General features: G+C 45.7%; 16 protein-coding genes. 7 read left to right on the forward strand and 9 right to left on the reverse strand.

The genetic code is table 11. The features are described from left to right. Positions 1–35 precede the first annotated feature (35 nt). A complete protein-coding gene (locus CIK04_RS18690; RefSeq protein ID WP_097352656.1) occupies positions 36–1670 on the reverse strand; it encodes an alpha-glucosidase in 1635 nt (544 codons plus the stop codon). Between the two features lie 217 nt (positions 1671–1887). Here CIK04_RS18690 and CIK04_RS18695 point away from each other — a divergent pair, with 217 nt between their 5' ends. Beyond that, positions 1888–2802 carry a LysR family transcriptional regulator gene (locus CIK04_RS18695; RefSeq protein ID WP_097352657.1) on the forward strand — a complete coding sequence of 305 codons (915 nt, stop codon included), beginning with the start codon at positions 1888–1890 and terminating at the stop codon, positions 2800–2802. After that, positions 2795–3136 carry a divalent-cation tolerance protein CutA gene (gene cutA, locus CIK04_RS18700; RefSeq protein WP_011152092.1) on the forward strand — a complete coding sequence of 114 codons (342 nt, stop codon included), beginning with the start codon at positions 2795–2797 and terminating at the stop codon, positions 3134–3136. The genes CIK04_RS18695 and cutA overlap by 8 nt, the downstream gene beginning before the upstream one ends. On the opposite strand, the gene CIK04_RS18705 is transcribed toward cutA, so the two are convergent. Then, complete coding sequence (locus CIK04_RS18705; protein ID WP_176463373.1) at positions 3092–3688, reverse strand: DUF2238 domain-containing protein; 597 nt, start codon at positions 3686–3688, stop codon at positions 3092–3094. The two genes, cutA and CIK04_RS18705, sit on opposite strands and share 45 nt — an antisense overlap. Positions 3689–3988: 300 nt before the next feature. Between CIK04_RS18705 and CIK04_RS18710 the strand changes: the two genes are divergently transcribed. Both CIK04_RS18710 and CIK04_RS18715 read left to right on the forward strand, forming a co-directional pair. Continuing rightward, the gene (locus tag CIK04_RS18710) at positions 3989–4828 is read left to right on the forward strand and encodes an isopenicillin N synthase family oxygenase (RefSeq protein WP_017422854.1); all 840 of its coding nucleotides are present in this window, start codon (positions 3989–3991) and stop codon (positions 4826–4828) included. A gap of 159 nt (positions 4829–4987) precedes the next feature. Continuing rightward, positions 4988–5602 (forward strand): DNA-J related domain-containing protein, encoded by a 615-nt coding sequence (locus tag CIK04_RS18715; protein ID WP_038941035.1) that lies wholly within the window; start codon positions 4988–4990, stop codon positions 5600–5602. 30 nt (positions 5603–5632) lie between these two features. Here the strand turns inward: CIK04_RS18715 and CIK04_RS18720 are convergent, their stop codons facing one another. The 5 genes from CIK04_RS18720 to tesA form a co-directional block, all read right to left on the reverse strand. Next, positions 5633–6190 carry a GNAT family N-acetyltransferase gene (locus tag CIK04_RS18720; RefSeq protein WP_045613630.1) on the reverse strand — a complete coding sequence of 186 codons (558 nt, stop codon included), beginning with the start codon at positions 6188–6190 and terminating at the stop codon, positions 5633–5635. A gap of 84 nt (positions 6191–6274) precedes the next feature. Continuing rightward, positions 6275–7930: an ABC-ATPase domain-containing protein gene (locus tag CIK04_RS18725; protein ID WP_097352659.1), complete on the reverse strand. Its 1656-nt coding sequence runs from the start codon at positions 7928–7930 to the stop codon at positions 6275–6277. A 118-nt stretch (positions 7931–8048) separates the two neighbouring features. Further along, the gene (locus CIK04_RS18730; protein ID WP_176463374.1) at positions 8049–9965 is read right to left on the reverse strand and encodes an EAL domain-containing protein; all 1917 of its coding nucleotides are present in this window, start codon (positions 9963–9965) and stop codon (positions 8049–8051) included. A 172-nt stretch (positions 9966–10137) separates the two neighbouring features. Next, positions 10138–11340 carry an enoyl-ACP reductase FabV gene (fabV, locus tag CIK04_RS18735; RefSeq protein WP_097352661.1) on the reverse strand — a complete coding sequence of 401 codons (1203 nt, stop codon included), beginning with the start codon at positions 11338–11340 and terminating at the stop codon, positions 10138–10140. A 78-nt stretch (positions 11341–11418) separates the two neighbouring features. Then, on the reverse strand, positions 11419–12021 hold the full coding sequence (tesA, locus tag CIK04_RS18740) for a multifunctional acyl-CoA thioesterase I/protease I/lysophospholipase L1 (RefSeq protein ID WP_038941043.1): 603 nt from the start codon (positions 12019–12021) through the stop codon (positions 11419–11421). Here tesA and CIK04_RS18745 point away from each other — a divergent pair. From CIK04_RS18745 to CIK04_RS18755, 3 genes are all read left to right on the forward strand, one after another. Further along, positions 12020–12697 (forward strand): ABC transporter ATP-binding protein, encoded by a 678-nt coding sequence (locus tag CIK04_RS18745; RefSeq protein ID WP_020480158.1) that lies wholly within the window; start codon positions 12020–12022, stop codon positions 12695–12697. The genes tesA and CIK04_RS18745 overlap by 2 nt on opposite strands. A 1-nt stretch (position 12698) precedes the next feature. Then, positions 12699–15140: an ABC transporter permease gene (locus tag CIK04_RS18750; RefSeq protein ID WP_176463375.1), complete on the forward strand. Its 2442-nt coding sequence runs from the start codon at positions 12699–12701 to the stop codon at positions 15138–15140. 319 nt (positions 15141–15459) lie between these two features. After that, positions 15460–16905, forward strand: a complete 1446-nt coding sequence (locus CIK04_RS18755) for an FAD-dependent oxidoreductase (RefSeq protein ID WP_097352663.1) — start codon at positions 15460–15462, stop codon at positions 16903–16905. A gap of 13 nt (positions 16906–16918) precedes the next feature. On the opposite strand, the gene CIK04_RS18760 is transcribed toward CIK04_RS18755, so the two are convergent. Then, on the reverse strand, positions 16919–17854 hold the full coding sequence (locus CIK04_RS18760; protein ID WP_097352664.1) for a biotin-dependent carboxyltransferase family protein: 936 nt from the start codon (positions 17852–17854) through the stop codon (positions 16919–16921). Continuing rightward, the gene (locus tag CIK04_RS18765; protein WP_039449912.1) at positions 17851–18534 is read right to left on the reverse strand and encodes an allophanate hydrolase subunit 1; all 684 of its coding nucleotides are present in this window, start codon (positions 18532–18534) and stop codon (positions 17851–17853) included. The genes CIK04_RS18760 and CIK04_RS18765 overlap by 4 nt, the downstream gene beginning before the upstream one ends. Between the last annotated feature and the right edge of the window lie 2 nt (positions 18535–18536).

Genomic DNA, 18536 nt, shown 5'->3' on the forward strand with positions numbered 1-18536 from the left:
ATAAGGGAAACCACGTGGTTTCCCTTTTTGATTCTTTATTTAAGTTTAAATGCGTAACACTGATACGGCTTTAGTGACAATGTCACACCGAGCGCGTCCAACAAATCGTAGTTATAAATCAAGCAGTTAACTTCTTTGTTTTGCAGATTATCCGGCAACTCTAATGAAACATCTTGATCGCTAAAGTTGTTGATGACCAGCAGTTGCTCATCTTGATGTGAGCGGACATAAGCAAACACACTATCGTGCTCTGCAAACAGTGGGGTGAAATCGCCATAGACGATCGCTGGGTGCTGTTTGCGCAGTTCAATCAGCTTTTGGTAGTGATAGAAAATGGAATCTGAATCTGCCAATGCTTGTTCCACGTTGATCTCTGGATAATTTGGATTCACTTCAATCCAAGGTTCCGCCTGACTAAATCCACCATTTGGGGATGCGGACCACTGCATTGGGGTGCGAGCATTGTCACGGCTGTTCTCATGTATCGCGTCCATCATATGTTGATGTGACACCCCTGATTCTGTTTTTACTTTGTAGAAGTTCAGCGTTTCAATGTCTTTGTATTGATCTAACGACTCAAACGCGACATTAGTCATACCGATCTCTTCACCTTGGTAGATGTAAGGCGTGCCTTTGAGGAAATGCAACGCCGTTGCCAGCATTTTCGCTGATTCAACACGATAGCGTTTGTCATCACCATATTTCGAGACCACACGAGGTAAATCATGGTTGTTCCAAAACAAGGAGTTCCAACCTTGGTTCGATAACTCGGTTTGCCACTTGGTCAGTACGTGTTTGAATTGTTTGAGATCAAGTGGAATAGGGTTCCATTTGTCACCGTGTTGCCAAGTGAGCGTGATGTGCTCAAATTGGAACACCATAGAGAGTTCATGACGCTCAGGATCGCTATACAATTTTGCAATTTCTGGGGTTGCTCCCCATGTCTCACCAACGGTTAGTAGATCTTTGTCGCCAAACGTCGCTCTGTTCATTTCCTGCAGTAGTGGATGCAGTCTTGGACCATTACCAGTAATGCCTTTGTCGATCTCTTTGCCAATCAAGTCAATCACGTCGAGCCTAAATCCACCGATACCTTGGTCAATCCACCAGTTCATCATCTTGTGTACTTCTTGCTGGACTTTAGGATTCTCCCAATTGAGATCCGGCTGTCGCTTAGAAAATAGGTGGAAGTAATACTGTTGTGTGGCTTCATCCCATTGCCAAGCACTGCCACCAAAAATCGAGCCTTGGTCATCGGGCACACTGCCATCAGGTTTCGCATCGCGCCAAATATAGTAGTCACGATAAGGGTTGTCTTTTGATTTCCGTGCTTCTACAAACCAAGGGTGTTCATCAGAGGTATGGTTGACAACCAGATCCATTACGACACGGATATCACGCGCTTTTGCTTGAACCAGTAAGTTTTGCATATCGGGCATGGTGCCAAATTCCGCAGCGATATCTTGATAATCAGAAATGTCGTAGCCGTTGTCGTCCATAGGCGATTTATACACGGGTGAGAGCCAAAGCACGTTCACACCAAGTGTTTTCAGGTAATCGAGTTTGCCGATAATGCCATTTAAATCGCCGATGCCGTCGTTGTTTGAATCGCAAAAACTACGCGGGTAGATTTGATAGACGACCGCATCGTGCCACCATTTGTTTTCCATTCGCTAAAACCTCTTTAAGCTTTTTGTTAGCATCAATGTAGTCTTTCTGAGTTCACAATAAAAATAGATTACATTTGGTTTGATATAGGTTTTTTTTATATCATCAGCAACGCATGCTGTGCTAAGTTCAATTGAGGATAAATTAGCCAGCAGAAATGTGATCTTTACCGTTTAACGCCGTGCGATCCGATGATGTGTGCTGTGCGAGAGATGAACCATGAACAAAAACTATCGTTATTTTTTAACCGTCGCTCATGAACTGAATATCAAACAAGCGGCGGAAAAACTGCATATTAGCCAACCAACGCTGACCGCCGCCATCAAAAAGCTCGAGAGTGATATTGGTGTCTCTCTATTTCATCGCCGCTCCAAAGGTGTCGAGTTGACAGAATATGGCCGGATGTTTAAATCCTATGCCCAAGAGCAGCAAGAAAAACATGCTCAGTTGATGCACCGTTTTACCGATATGCAACAACGTCATTTTGGTAAATTAAAAGTTGGTACTGGTGAGGCTTGGTGGGAGCTATTTGTCAAACAGAGTGTAGAAAGCTACCAAGAACGTATTCCCAATACCTCGTTACACCTTGAATTTGGTAACAACTTGTCGCTTATGCATCATCTGGTTCAAGGGGAGTTGGATCTTTTTGTTGGCCATGAAGTCCAAGGCCTCCACGAGCGTTGTAAGGTACATTTCATCCCATTATTTCAAGACAACGAGGCTTACTTTGTGCGCCGTGAGCACCCGTTACTGAAAATTCGCTCAAAAGAGTGTGAAAAGCGCCTAGAACAACAGAAAGGCTACCCGCTGCTGCGAGTCACGCCCGATCATGCCCGTCACCGTTCAGTTCTTGCTGACCACATGACATCGCCGTTTGAACTGTCAGCATCCAGGCTAGAAGACAGAGCAATCTATGATGTTGACTCATTGTTCGCAAGTTTAGACCTATTAAAGTGCAGCGATGCGATCATGCCCTATAGTGATCGTATGTGCGAATGGATGGCCGCAAGGGAAATCGAAACGTTGGTGATCAATCGCCAGCAACTCGGTAATGTCGGAATCTATACCGCAAAAGGGGAGCTTGATGAAAAAACAACGCAGTTTATCCAGTTATTGAGAGAGCATTATGAGTGATTCAAACCATGACTTTTGTGTGGTGTTGACCACCACCAATGATGATGAGAACAAACATGCCATCATTAAGGCGCTATTGAGCAAACAACTTGCGGCGTGTATTCAAGAAATACCGATGACTAGCCATTATGTTTGGCAAGAAGAGGTTTGCCACGACAGTGAAACGCTGCTGGTGATAAAAAGCAAAAAATCGCTTTATACGCTGGTGGAAGAATCGATACGTGAGTTGCACAACTACGAAGTGCCGCAAATTGTACAACTCGACATTGCTGCAGGCTTTCAGCCCTATTTAAGCTGGATTGCGGCCAACACCTTGGAGACGCAAAAGCATTAATGAGGTAAGCGCTCCCAAGGTGTCGCACAGCATGTCTTTCTGTGCGTCCCAGATATCACCTTGAGAGCCGAGAAAAGCGATGCCTTCGTCACCACCGGCGAGGGCGGCATACCACCATTCAATAATTTCATAGGCAGCGGCTAAGCTCATAATCGCAAACAGAGCAAACAACGAAGCAAAAGTGAACGACTGTTTATGCTGTTTTACTAAGTACTCTGCAATGGGATAAGCGTAAAGGCCAATAGAAAAGTGGGCCAAACGATCATAGTTGTTTCTTTCCGAGCCAATCATTTGATTGAACCAATCAAATGGCACTTCGGCGAAGGTGTATTTTGCGCCAATGGTGTGTAGACAAAGCCAAACAAACATCAGTAGATACGCGGTACGACTAAAGGTAAAGCGTCGACTGAGCCAAATGATCGTCGCAAGAATGGCAACAGCTGGAATGATTTCAGCAATCCACACGGCGTGAGAGGTCGGCGATACCGCAGAGAAAACGAAGATGACAGCATAGCCGAGCGTCAAGAGCAGCAGAGGATTTTGTTTTGCCATTAAGTTTTCTTTCTTCATCGTGATTCTATTCCCTTAGTTTTCGCATCAATCGCGTGAAATGATGACAGCTTATTGAACGTTGTTCAATTAATTTGTGTACGCGACATCCGCCCTGATGGTACGTGAGATGTAATTAGAGAGAGTAAGCGGGTATGTCGATTACGAAATATGTTGATAGCTTGCGCATCGGCACAACATTTAACCGTTTGCGGCAATACATTTCATTAAAGTTTGATTTACATTTGCTTGTGCTACTAGAATCCGGACTCTAATTCAAAAAAACAAAAAGAAAGTGAAGTCATGAAACTGGAAACTGTCGATTATCTTGCTGATGATGCAGCAGAACAATTTGTCACATCGCTGCGCGAAACTGGGTTTGGCGTTTTGAAAAATCACCCAATTCCGAAAGAGTTGGTGGAATCGATTTATAAGAACTGGTACGAGTTTTTCTCAACGGAACAAAAACACGATTTCCATTTTAATGTTGAAACACAAGATGGTTACTTCCCACCGTCGGTTTCTGAAGTGGCGAAAGGGCATAGCGTTAAAGACATCAAGGAATACTTCCACGTTTATCCTTGGGGGCAAATGCCAGAGCAGCTCAAAGCAGAAATCATGGAATATTATGAGCGTGCAAATGCCTTTGCTTCCGAACTGCTAGGCTGGGTTGAAGCCCACGCACCGAAAGAGGTTCAGGAAAGATTTTCTGTTGCTCTGTCTGAGATGATCAATGGCAGTGACAAAACCTTATTGCGTGTGTTGCACTATCCACCAATGACGGGTGATGAAGAGCCGGGCGCTATTCGCGCGGCTGCGCATGAAGACATCAACTTGTTGACCGTATTACCAGCGGCAAATGAGCCCGGCCTACAAGTGAAAGCGAAAGATGGCAGCTGGATTGATGTGCCGTGTGACTTTGGCAACTTAATTATTAACATCGGCGACATGCTGCAAGAGGCGTCAGGTGGTTACTTCCCGTCAACCACACATCGCGTGATCAACCCAACGGGTGAACGTCAAACGCAGTCGCGCATTTCACTGCCATTGTTTCTTCATCCTAAACCTGACGTAGTTCTTTCTGAGCGTTACACCGCGCATAGCTATCTGATGGAGCGTTTAAGAGAGCTTGGTGTGATTTAAGCCTTATTTCACATCACAGACTGTGAGAGACAGCCAATGTGCTGTCTCTTTTTTTCAACACTGCTTCACGAACTGACAGTCAAAATGAAATCTTGCTCGACAAATTGGCTATCCTGACTTTGAATAAAAGGAGCAAGCAAATTCAGATAGGCGAATAGGATGCAGCAAACGAATTTGGCGGCCACTTTCCAAACCTACATGGAAAACCCGTTGTTATGGCCGATTTTAGAAGTATTACGTCAGCAGCCAAGTGGCTGGAAGGTACACACTCTCGCTTCACATTTAGGTGAGCTGGGATTGATTCACCAACTTGATCCTTCTCCCGACAAAGATCTTTTTAAGCGCAACTTTCTGATCATGAATGCGCTTTATCAGTTACAAGAAACGCTTTACCCAGACCATTGGCTTCAAGTTGAGGCGATGAATATCGTTTTGATGTCGAGTCATGCTTGCGCGGGTCACACCATAGACGTTGATGATCCTTTAAGAGAATACTACGTCCAGTGGCAAAACTACGAAGCGAATGAAGGGGAAGTTAAACGTCTTTTGAACGAGTTCTGGACGCGTTATCGTCGTTTTGTTGGGCATCATGAAGGGGAGCCCATCGACAGAGAAAAAGCGTTGCAGTTGTTTGAACTCGATCCACACGCAACGGCCGTTGATATCCGTAAGCGTTGGAGAAGGCTCGCATTGCGTTGGCATCCAGATCGTGACAACGGCAATGCAGAGAAATTTCGCGTGCTGTGCGAAGCGTGGAACGTTTTACGCCACTGACATCCAATAGTCGCAGAGAGCCAATGACGTCTATTGGTCATCTTTGAACAATTCGGGGGACCACTGCGATCTTCGAACTGCTAACACCACCGTGTTCCACCAAGTCTCTTTAAAGAAGCGGTTTTCTATGAATTCCGCTTCCTGTGTCATGCCAAGTTGACGGCATAACTTAATCGCTGGGCGATTTTTCGAAATGGTTTCCGCGTAAACCCGATGGACATTCAGTTGGTTAAAAGCGAAATCGAGTAGGGCAGACATCGCTTCTACCGCTAAACCACTGTGATGGAAAGTGCGTTTTAAACCGCAACCACTTGAGGCTTGTTGATCATTTTCCAACCTTAGCCCTGCAATGCCCATGTACTCGCCGGTAAAGCGATCTGTGACAGCAAGATGATAGGCTTGCCGAGGGGATTGCTGTGCTTGCTCATAGAATAAGTTCACTAAGAATGCACATTTCTCTGCCGAGCAATCTTCATCGGAATAGAAACGTTGGTATTTTGGGTCTTGGCACTGTTGAAAATACGCTTCAACATCGTGAGGCGTGAAATCACGCAGAATCAATCGCTCGGTTGTAATGGTAAAAGTCACAGATGGCCCATCTCACTGATAGTTAAGAATAACTAAAGAAAAAGCGCAGTATAAACTGCGCTTTTTATGGACACACGTTATCGTTTAATGGTTGTTACGAAACTGTGACTTTCGCATGCGATTTAACGCCGCCATCACATCAATTGGACGCGGTTTGGCGAGATCACCATGCTGAGGCATATTCTGGAACCAAGCATCGCCCAATAATTCGTTGATCTGTTTAGCGGGGTTTGAGTTCCATCCCGTGTGTTGGGCAAGCTGATACCAAACCCAACCAATCGCGTTGACTTCATCGCTTGATTCTAACTGCTCAAGTGCAGAAAGGTCTGTAAACTCTTTACCAAAGCGAAGGCTGTCTTTACCTTTCGCCGATACACGGAACTTTCCATCCGTTAGAATGTTCATCAACGCAGAACAATGGAGTGCGCGAGGAGGGAATGTCACCAAAGGTGCTTCAGATTCGTTGTGACGTTGAGTAGGGTGCAACTGAATCACCTCTTTTGCTTTCTCGGTCACATCCAATGCCTGATAGTCGTGCATCTGGATAACGTTATCGGCAACATCCAGATAATCGCCTGACCCACCCATGACGATGATGGTGGAGATCTCCAATTCATCGCGTAATTGACCGATACGATCCACCAGCGGTGTGATTGGCTCATCACCTTTTGCGACAAGCGCTTGCATGCGCTCGTCGCGAATCATGAAGTTCGTGGCTGATGTGTCTTCATCAATCAATAGCGTTGAAGCGCCCGCTTCGACAGATTCTTGTAACCACGCAGCCTGAGAGGTAGAACCTGATGCGTCTTGCGTGGTGAAGTCTGCCGTATCTTTGCCCATTGGCAAATGATTAATGTAGTTGGAAAGATTCAAATGATGAACGCAGCGGCCTTCCTCAGCACGAATTTTCATTGCTGACCCATCGGTGACAATGTATTCACGGCCATCACCAGGAATGTGATTGTAAATCGAACGTTCAATGGCATTCAGCAGGGTTGATTTGCCATGAAAGCCACCACCGACAATCAAAGTGATCCCTTTCGGAATCCCCAAACCAGTGACATAGCCACGATTTGGCGCATGTAACGTAACTTGCAGTGATTCTGGCGCCGTGAACTCAACAGCATCTTTCATTGGAAGATCGCAGTTACCTGCCACTCGAGGCAAGATGCTACCATTGGCAACAAATGACACGAGGCCACTGGCTTCTAGTTGTTCGCGCAATGCCTCTTGGTCTTCGACAACCTGACAGTGCGTCAATAGTGCGTCTTTATCAAGTTCACGTTCGATCGTGCAACGACGGATAAACTTCGGTAAGTGGAAGGTAATGATATTAATCGCTTTCTTTGCCAGAATGTCACGGCCTTCAGCGGGTAGATTGACTCGAAAACGCAGTTCAATCCCTTCTTCCTTAAATAATACAGAAGTGCTATCTAAAACGGTTTGTCCATGCAAAGAAATGGCAATGGCGTTTTCTTGTTTGGCGAATTCGGCAAAGCTACGAGCGATGAAATCTCTTGCGCCAAGTTGGAACGCCGCAGACTCCTCTTTTAACCAAGAAAGCCCAGTTAAGGACCAAGCACGAAAAGCGCGGAAGCGTGAAGCAGAAGCGTAGGGGTCAGATTGGATATGATCAATAAACAGATCAAAATCGGTAAAATTGTACTGCCCTTTGATTTGCTGGTATGCACGATAATTTTGCTTTTCAAGCTTTTTGAGTTTTGCAATCAACTGGTCCATAACAAACAGCCTTTTAGAAACAGAAAAGCGGCGATTATAGAAATCGCCGACGTAAGAGTAAAGCAACTATATGGTGTGTGGCGTCTGCTTGTCGAAATTATCCCTAAAAGCGATGCAATTATGTGTGATATGCGAAGCGAGGGGTGCCTAAAAAGTTCTGACTGTATAAACCTTGAACAAATTCACTGCCGGGCATTGGCTTGCCATACAGAAATCCTTGGCCAATATCGCATCCTTCGCGGATCAAGAAATCCTCTTGTAGGTCGGATTCGATGCCTTCCATCACCACCTCTAAATCGAGCTTTTTAGCCACATGGATAATTGAACGGATGATCTCTTTGTCTTCTTCCGACTTATCAATATGCTGAACAAAACTCTTATCAATTTTGATCGCATCGAACGGATACTTTTTCAAATAACTGAAAGAGGCGTAGCCAGTGCCAAAGTCATCAAGTGACAATGTCACTCCTAGTTCATGCAACCGCTCTAAGGTAGCACGTGCCACCACTTCATCACTGATCAAACCGCTTTCTGTTACCTCAAGTTCAAGATATTGCGCCGGAAGTTGATAGGCGATGAGCAGTTCCTGAACTTGCTCTGCAAAAAGGGGATTTTTAAGCTGAATCGCGCTCACATTCACCGCCACTCGGAAATGTTCCACGATCGCTGACCATTCTTTTGCTTTTTCGATAGCAGAGCGTAGTACAAACGCACCTACTTCAAAGATCAGCCCATTCTGTTCAGCCATATGAATCAAGGCTTCATTGGAAATGTCTCCCAAAACAGGGTGACTCCAGCGTAACAATGCCTCTGCGCCGATCCACTTATGCGTTTGAGGGCAAACTTTCGGCTGAAAATAGAGTGTTAAATCGTCGTTTCTTACCGCTTGCAGTAAATAGCTTTCGATTTGATTGTGGTGAAGTAAGGCATCAGCGTGAGTTGCGGAAAAATACGCGTACTGCTGGCCGGAATCTTTGCTCAAAACCATTGCCTGATTGGCATGCCTTAATAGCTGTTGGGCACTTTCGGTTGTTGTGTCCGCCACCGCTAAACCAATGAAGGAGTGCAAATGCGCTTCGCTTTCGCCCACTTTAAAGCCTCGTTGTCCCGCATTGATGATCCGGTTAAGCAGGTTGTCGAGGATATCTGTAACGTCATCAGCACGAATCGCGATCACAAGATCGTGCGAGCTTGGGCGGCCAGTAATAGAGTCCACAGATTCAATGACGCCAATTTGGTTACGGTAGATTTTCAGCAAATCATCCAACAAGGCAAACCCGTATTTCGTTTGAATTGAACGGGCATTGGTGAATCCGATATGGATCACCACCAGACTGGAATCCCCAAGACGCCATTCGTCTAACATCCCTTGTAAATGCTGCTCTAATGCGCATCGATTCAGAAAGCCAGTACCATGGTCATGATGTTTCTGATAGTGCGCTTGCTGCTCTGCGGCTTTTCTTCGGTCTATTTCTTGGTTTAAGCTAAAGCTAAGTTGCGCAAGATTGGTTGTACGCTTATCTACACGTTCCTTTAGCTGCTCATTGAGGCGCAGTAATTTTTGATGTTGGTAAACCACTGACAGTTGCGCTTCTATCGAAGTTTGAAAACCAGCGAGCAACTCTCGATATGTTTGACCAAAGTTGTTTTCTTTGTCATCGAGCATACAAATGGTGCCAAACACCTCGCCATTTGGCCACAGCAAGGGCAAACCGCAGTAGGCGATCATACCCAATTTAATATCGGGATTGTGATCCCACTCCTTGTCGTTCAGAGCATTGGGCACCAGCAGTTCTTTGTTGTCTTCAATCACGGTTTCACAGTAAAGACCATGTCCTAACGATTCACTATCTCCATGATGATAAGGGTTTAACGAACTTTGACTGGAAGAAAACACCTCAATGTGTTCGGGTTGGATACGCATAATCAATGCGGCGGGTACATCAACGATATACGCCAACAGGTTGACAATTCTCTGCCAACTTTCTTGCATTGCTTCTGGAATCTCATAATCCAACGTTCTGTATTTTGCCATTGAGCAAACATCCTTGTTTGAATGAGCTTTGAGCTCATGTTTTAAAATTATAATGACGGCAAACATCCTTGTTAGTATAGGGGCTAGAGTTGGCGTTACCCAAAAAAAAGTCCCGAAATCGTTCGGGACGGGTAAATAAAAGATTGAATCTCAATAATGGAACACTGTGTGGCTAAGGCGTTAATTTCAAAATTGTTTGTAAGTCAATATCTTGTGAATAGTCAACTTCGTCAAATCCGAAACCATTGAGCTGTAAAAACTCGTTTTTAAACCCTTGGTAATCACCGATTACTTGGAAATTATTGGCATCCATTTCTTCTAGAATCTGGTTCACTTTATTTTGAATATGAGGCGCCAGTTCCCAATCATCCATCCGAATCAATCGTTCGCCATCAACACTGACGTGGTCTTGTCCGTAAAGTTTCGTTGCGAATAAGCGCTGCATTTGCTCAATGCATCCTTCGTGACATTTTTCGTCTTTCATCACACGGTAGAGCGCAAGTAGATAAGGCGAGAGTGCAGGAATAAATACGCTGGCTTTCGTCACCAATGCCTTACACACTGTGGCGTAAGCACCACCATTGAAATTGGCGAGTTTGAGATTAAGAGAGTGACTGGTTTGGTGAAGATCAATCTTTGCTCTACCTAAAGTGCCATCGCGATAGATCGGGTGGGTCGTTTCTGGTCCGACATAAGAAAAAGCGACGGTTTGGCAACCATCTGCAATCGATTCTGCGTTGATCAAAGTATCAATCCAGCTTTCCCAATCTTCACCGCCCATGACTTTAATGGTGTGCAATGCTTCTTCTTCTGTAGCCGATTCGAGCGTGGTGTCAATCCAGCGATCATGCTCTAAATCGAGCGATGCTCCCGTCACTGTTTGGCCAAAAGGTTTAATCACACTTCGCCAAAATTCACCCGGTTGATTTGGTATCGGCCGCATGCCTGTTGCAAGGCTGTAGATCACGAGGTCGACTTCACCTTCGAAATAGGTTTCTATCACCTCAATCACTTGGGTACGAGTTTCGGAAGCAAAGGCATCGCCAACAATATTAATTGCAATGCGACCTTCTTTTTCAGCTTCACGTTTGAAAAAGACATTGTTGTACCAGCCCGCGCTGCCAGTTCCTTTTTCAGAGGGGCCTCGTTCAAATGAAACACCGATGGTGTCTGCTTGTGCACCACCAAAAGCGAGGGCTATCCGAGCGGCAAGGCCAAAACCAGAAGACGCACCGAGAATAAGGACACGTTTAGGTCCTTGTGAAATCTGTGGTGCTTTTTTAACAAATGCTATCTGTTTTTTTATTGCTGCTTCACAACCAAAAGGATGGGCAGAACGAGCAACAACGCCTTGAATAATCGGTTCTATACGCATGCACTATTCCTGATTCGGGGAGAATTGCATTAGGCTAACGTAAAGAAACGTAAAATGATTTGAGCTAGACCATTAAAATCAGAGATGTTTGTAAAACGTTTTTGCAACAAATTGAGCGATCCAAGGCTGAGCTTCGGGCATTGGGTGTAAGCCATCAGGCATCATCCATTCCGGTTTCACGATCACTTCTTCTAAGAAAAAGGGGAACAACGGGACTTGGTGGTGTTCAGCAAGCGTAGGGTAGAGTTCGACAAATGCATCGGTGTAGCGCTTGCCATAGTTAGGCGGTACACGAATTTGCATCAGTGCGACTTTAGCGTCTGAGGCTTTACTGAGTTGAATCATTCGCGAAAGGTTTGAAGAGATCACTTTATGCGGGAAACCTCGCAAGCCATCATTGGCACCCAACTCAATAAGCACCCAGTCTGGTGAGTGCGTTTTTAACAACTCAGGCAGACGAGATAGTCCATTGCCGGTTGTGTCTCCAGAGATACTGGCATTGATCACTTCTACGTTTTTTCCGTATGTATTCAATGCTTCTGGTAACAAATTAGGCCAAGCCTGCTCTGCAGACATGTTGTATCCTGCACTTAGGCTGTCGCCAAGAATTAACACTTTCTCGGTTGCGTGTGCGACGTTAGAAAGGAAAAACATTATAAGTAAGGAAAACAATCTGACCATGCCATCTCCAGTAATTAAAGCGGAATCCGTTAGTAAACAAGTCTCTACTAATAATGAGCAGTTAACAATCCTTAAAAATGTAAATCTTGTCATTGAAGAAGGCGAAAGCGTTGCGATTGTCGGAACCTCTGGCGCCGGGAAGTCTACGCTAATGACGCTTCTGGCTGGTTTGGATGTAGCAACCTCAGGTGACGTGTCGCTGTTAGGGCAAGCATTATCTCAGCTCGATGATGAGCAACGAGCGCAAATCCGTAGCGAGCATATCGGTTTTGTGTTCCAGAGTTTTCTCTTAATTCCTAGCTTAACGGCACTGCAAAATGTCACGTTGCCGTGTTTGCTAAAAGGTGAGGAAGAAGATCACGAGCGGGCCAAAGCACTGTTGACCTCGGTAGGTCTAGCTTCTCGCATTCAACATCTCCCCAGCCAGCTGTCGGGAGGCGAGCAACAGCGCGTTGCCCTAGCGCGTGCATTCATGACTCAACCCAAAATCTTGTTTGCAGATGAACCAACCGGCAACTTAGACCAACACACAGCAGAAAAAATCATCGATCTGTTATTTGAACTGAATCAACAACATGGTACGACGTTAGTGCTTGTGACGCACGACGACAATCTGGCCAGTCGTTGTCAGAAGGTCATTAAAATGGATTCAGGCCATCTTGTTGGAGAGGGGTAATATGACTAAGTACTCTCTCAATCGTCGGTTAACCCTTTGGAGCCTCGAAGAGATTCGGCACGGTAATTTGTGGCCAATAAGCGTGGCGTTGATTCTCATCATCTCGTCCGTTTTTGCGCTGTCCGCGCTGGCTACTCGCATGGAACAAGTGATTGTTAAGCAGGGCAAAGATGCCCTAACAGCGGACACCGTTTTCGTTTCTGCCAATCCAATACCGCAAACGCTCGATCTCGCCATTGCAGCGCAAGATGTGCAAGCCTCGAAAATGACTCGTTTCGCGACCATGGCGTTTAGTGACAACGAAATGCAGTTAGTCATGGTAAAAGCAGTTGAAGAAAGTTATCCACTGCTCGGAGAGTTGGTTTTATCTCAAGGCGACGTGAAACAAGAGCACGTCAAACCAGGAGAACTTTGGCTTGATGGTCGAGTTATGGAAAGATTGTCGGTTAAAGTAGGTGACATTGTCACTATTGGTGATGCCGATTTTCCGGTCACTGGCGTGATAGAGTCGGAACCTGGATTAAGCTTTAACCCGTTTCAACAGATGCCTGCGGTTTATATTCATCAGTCAGACGTTGATAAAACAGGCGCGATTCAAGTAGGCAGCCGAGTTCAATATCGCGTCTATCTGGTTGGTGAAAAGCCGCTGTTAACCACGATTAAGTCCGCTGTAGAGCTCAGCCCGAGCGATCGTTGGCGAGACCAAGAAAACGCGGATCGCTCTAGCGAAGTGTTTGAGCGCACCAGTCAATATCTCTCTCTAACGGTCGCGATTGTCATCATTATGGCAGCCACGACTTTGGTGCTGACCTGTCAAAATTACGTTGTTACGCGAAAGCAAACCATCGCGATGTTGAAAAGTATTGGCGCGCAACGCGGTTGGATTATTCGCTGGCTGGTCATTCAACTCTCATTGCTGTTTCTTTTTGCCGCGTTGGTTGGTTTGCTCATCGGGCTGGGGCTCGAACAGCTATTGAGAATTCCGCTCAAAGACCTGCTGCCAGAACCGTTGCCTAGCTTTGGTGTTGAGCCGTTCTTGGTGTCATTAGCGACGGCTTTTTGTATTGCTGTACCGTCGTTGGGGATCCCGCTTTCATCATTATTGAAAACTTCGGCTGTTAGCGTGATGCAACCCGATGACGGATCGCAACAAAATATAGGTAAAAGTGGGTGGCTGGTTTTGGTTCCTGTGGTGCCGATGTTAGTCAATTACTACAACAACGTAATGGTATGGGTTGTTTTAGCGGCAATTTTGATCCTATTTGTGGTACTCGCTGCCTTTGGACTGTTGGTGAGTAGGGGGCTGATGCGTTTTCCTTTGGCCACACCGATTAAGCTCGCATTAAGCCGGATAAATCGCTCAGCATTGGCGAGTGGCTTGCAATTGGGGGCATTTGCACTTTCTTTGATGTTGCTGGCGATCATTTGGCTAGTACGGACTGATTTGTTGCTTGATTGGCAACGTACATTACCTGCAGATGCGCCCAACGTCTTTGCTCTCAATATCGCTGACTATGAAAAAGAGAGCTACTTAAACGCACTGGATGAAAATCAAGTGTTACGCTCTGACGCGTATCCCATTATTCGTGGTCGTTTTACTGAAATTAACGGTGTAAACGTCAAACAAGAGCAGCAACAAGGTCGCCAAGAGCGAAATGATGCTATCAGCCGTGAGCTCAACCTGACGTGGTCTGATCAACTACCAAACTATAACCAAGTATTGCAAGGTGAATGGCAAGCCAAAAATGCAGTCTCAGTAGAATCCGAAGTCGCCAGTGAGATGGGCATCAAAATCGGCGATGTATTGACGTTTGTGATCAACAGTCAGCCCATTAAGGCAACCGTCAATACGATTCGGAAAGTCGAATGGCGGGATATGAAGCCAAACTTCTATTTCATCTTCTCAAATGATGTGATGGCAAACATGCCAGGTTCATACTTAGTGAGTTATCGAATTGAAGAAAATCAGGGTGGGATTCTTAACCAGCTCTCTCGTCAGCACCCGACGGTCAGCGTGCTTGATATTCGGACTATGGCGACGAAAATTCAAAGCCTGATCGAGCAAATTGTTTGGTCTATCTCGATACTCGCCATTTTGGGTGTTATTGCCGGCGTTATGCTGATCTTTACTTTACTCAGGTTGAGTTTATCGCAGCGCCAACAAGAAATTCGTTTGTATCGTACGTTAGGTGCCTCGAAAAAGCGGGTGACTCAGACAATCTGGGCTGAGTTTGGCTTGATGGCCATCATTGCAAGCTTGGTGGCAACGCTCGGAGCAGAGGTAGCTGTCGCAGGCGTTATGCACTTTGGCTTCGAGCTCTCCACCCAAATTCATCCGCAATTATGGGTAATGCTACCGCTACTGGCATTACTGACTTTGTTCGCGGTTGTCTTAAGTTTAATCAAGCAGTTATTGACGCCTGTTAACAACAGTTACGCCTAATTGCACACTTCACTTATCCCAGTTATCCACAAAATCAGTGGATAACTTTTGGGATAAGTGAATGCCCAAAATAGTGCAATCTTTGCCGAGTCGTTGAGACATCTGAGTTAGCGAAGAGGGGTTATTCACAAATCAAATTTATTTAAGAATCAACATAATCTCGTCAAGCTTTTTTTGCGAAAAATCTTTTGTCTTCTTCGCTAAAAAATAAAGCGAACAAAAAAGCGTCAAGCGCCAGTAACCTCAGGGAATTTGTGATTTTATTCACGCTCGAACAGGGGTAGAATCTGACGTCAGAATTCATAGTGATAGTTTATAAATGAATAAGTTAAATACGCCAAATTGCGATACCCATATCGCAGTCGTCGGTGGTGGTGTAGCGGGTGCTACAGCGGCAATACACTTTTCTGAACTCGGCTATAAAGTCACGTTGCTCGAAAAAGGGCCATCGTTGGTTAATGGCCCTCCTATCTGCCATTTGCACGCAGGTGGTAATTTGTATCGTGAAATTTCGACCGAACAATGTATTGAACTGCTCCGGCAGTCCATTGAAAGCGTAAGACTTTTTCCTCATAGCATCAATATTCGTCCTACGGTCATTGCGATTCCGCATTCCGATGACGGCGAGCCAAACGATCTTCTTCCTCGTTTGGCAGCGGTTGCCACCGAATACAAAGCACTTGTTGAACAAGATCGTCGTAACCAAGTACTCGGTAAGCCTGAAGACTATTACAAACTCTACTCACGTGAACAATTGACAACATTAGCGTCAATGACTCAACCAACGAATCCGCGTTCGATGGATGAGTGGATGATTCCGTTTGCAAAACACGCAGACTTAAACAGCCTCAAGTATCCCGTGGTTATGGTGCAAGAGTACGGGTGGAGTGTCTTTAGGTTGTCAGCCATTGCAAGTCTAGCTCTCGACAAGTTTCCTGCCACCGAGGTGCGATGCAATAGCGAGTTGCAAACATGTCAATGGAACGGCAAACAGTGGCAACTGACTTTATCCAATACCTCTCAGCCGCTCACGGTGGATTACTTGGTGAATGCCTGTGGATTTGAAACAGGGACGCTGGATGATCATGTTGGCGTGAAAACACAACGCTTAGTGGAATTTAAGGCGGCTTATGTCACCCAATGGTCCAAGTGCAACGAAGAATGGCCAGAAGTGATTTTTCATGGCCCAAGGGGCACGCCACAGGGGATGGCCCAATTGACACCTTACGGCGACGGTTATTTTCAGTTGCATGGCATGACGCAAGACATCACCTTGTTTAAAGACGGTTTAGTCCGCAGTGAAGAGGGGTCATCTCAACCTCGTTTGCCACTGCCATATGTGAAAAAAATTCAGCAAGGTTGGAAGAAAGAGATTCTCATCTCACGAACCCAAGGCGCGATTGAACACATGAGTCAATTTGTACCTGCATTTTCAGATGCACAAGCTGCAGGCAAGGCCTTGTTTGGTGCTCAGCAAATCCCAGGAAATGACGTCACTTTGCGTGCTGCCGATGTCTCGTTTTCAGCAAACAACTATGCGTGCATAGAGATAGTGAAAGCATCGTCAACGTTACAGGCAGCGCAGAAAACCGCCCAACATTGGTTTGGTGTAACACCGTCACTTGATATTGAGGGGCAACACCCAGTGACACTGACACTGAGTCCACAAGAAATTGAAGAGAAAGCCATTGAACTGGCTCAATTACGTGGTTATCCCGTCGCTCTTGCGAAAACGACGGGAGAAGCGCTTTATAAAAACCTGTAACTTAGAGGCCAGATTAATAGCCAAAAAATCTGGCCCATTGGCACCAAACGTCTTGTAATCCTTCACGATCACCTTTAATAAAACGGACTTCTTGGCCTGGTTTGGCTTGAGCCAGACGGGGAAGATCAATACGAGCTACACAGCCAATTTTCGGATAGCCCCCAATGGTTTGATGATCATTCAACAAGATGATTGGATGTCCATTGGGGGGAACTTGAATCGCGCCCAGGGTAATACCTTCAGATAAAATCCCGCTGTAGGGCGGCGTAATTTTCCCGTCAGCCAATCGGTAGCCCATTCGGTTGGAGTTTGTGTCCACTTCAAATCGGGTTTGATACAAACGATCTCGCTCATGATCATCAAAATCATTCACTTGGAAACCTTCAATCACTCTTAGCTTAAGGGGCAGGTTGTAATCCGGTTTAAAACGAAAGGTGAGTGCACGAGATTTTTGCGTTGGCAGAGCATGGGGATTGAACGTTAAGTAATCGTCCGCTTTGAGCGCTTCGCCATTGGCCGACAAACCACCAAGGTGATCGCGAAGGACCGTACTGCTGCTGCCAAGATGGGGCGCAATATCAAAGCCTCCTTTGATAGAAAGGTAACTTCTTAGGCCATTTTTGGGTAAGCCAAACGTCAGAATTTCCCCTTTACGTGCAATGAAGTCGCTCCAATTGTTAAGCGGCTGGCCATTCAGCGTGGCTGACAAATCGCCTCCGCAAATTGCCAAATGGCAATCCCTCATCACTTCAAACGCAGTCTGGCCAAAGGTGATTTCGACGGAGCTACAATTGACCGAGTTACCGAGCAAATAATTTGACCAACTGTAAGCGTAATCATCCACCGGTCCGCCTTGTGTCACGCCAGAATGCGCTAAGCCAAAACGGCCAAAGTCTTGAATTAAACTTAGTGGACCAGCTTTAATGACTCTTAATCCTGTTTCGCTCATAGCATCCCTCCTAAATTCAAAAACTCTTTCTCAGAGATAGCTTTAAACGCGACAGTGTCACCAATATTAAAAGGGGTAATCGGAATGTTGTTAGGTTGATAAACTTCCAGTGGCGTTCGACCAATGATGTTCCAACCACCAGGCGTCGCGCTTGGGTAAATGGCGGTTTTGTTGTCTGCAATGGCAACGCTCCCTTTTGGCACTTGTAGGCGTGGAGAGCTTAAGCGCGGAAGTGAAATGCGCTCATCCACATCCGAGAGGAATGCAAACCCAGGAGTAAAACCAATCGCAGAGACGGAATAACAAGGAGCGGTATGCAGTGAAATTAGGTGTTCCAAGTGAACGCCTTTTTCGACAAACCGAGGCAGATCTAACGCAGTTTCTTCACTATAAAGGACGGGAATAACATGGTGTTGTGAAGACGTGGCAACCTTCTTGTCGGCCATCTCATTGAGTAATGTTTCTATCGCTAAAATGATGGAGACTTCATCAAGTCGAAAAGGCAAATATTCCACCAGAATCGTATGGTAGGCTGGGACAACATTCATTACTGCCATTTGAAGGTGCTGGCCAATGGCTCCAGCATAGAAACCTATTTGTTGCTCGGAAATCGCATCATCAAAATGAAGCATCAATGCACATTCGGCAACTGGGGAAATTGTGAACCATTTATTATTCAAAT

This window comes from Vibrio sp. 03_296 (assembly GCF_002265885.1).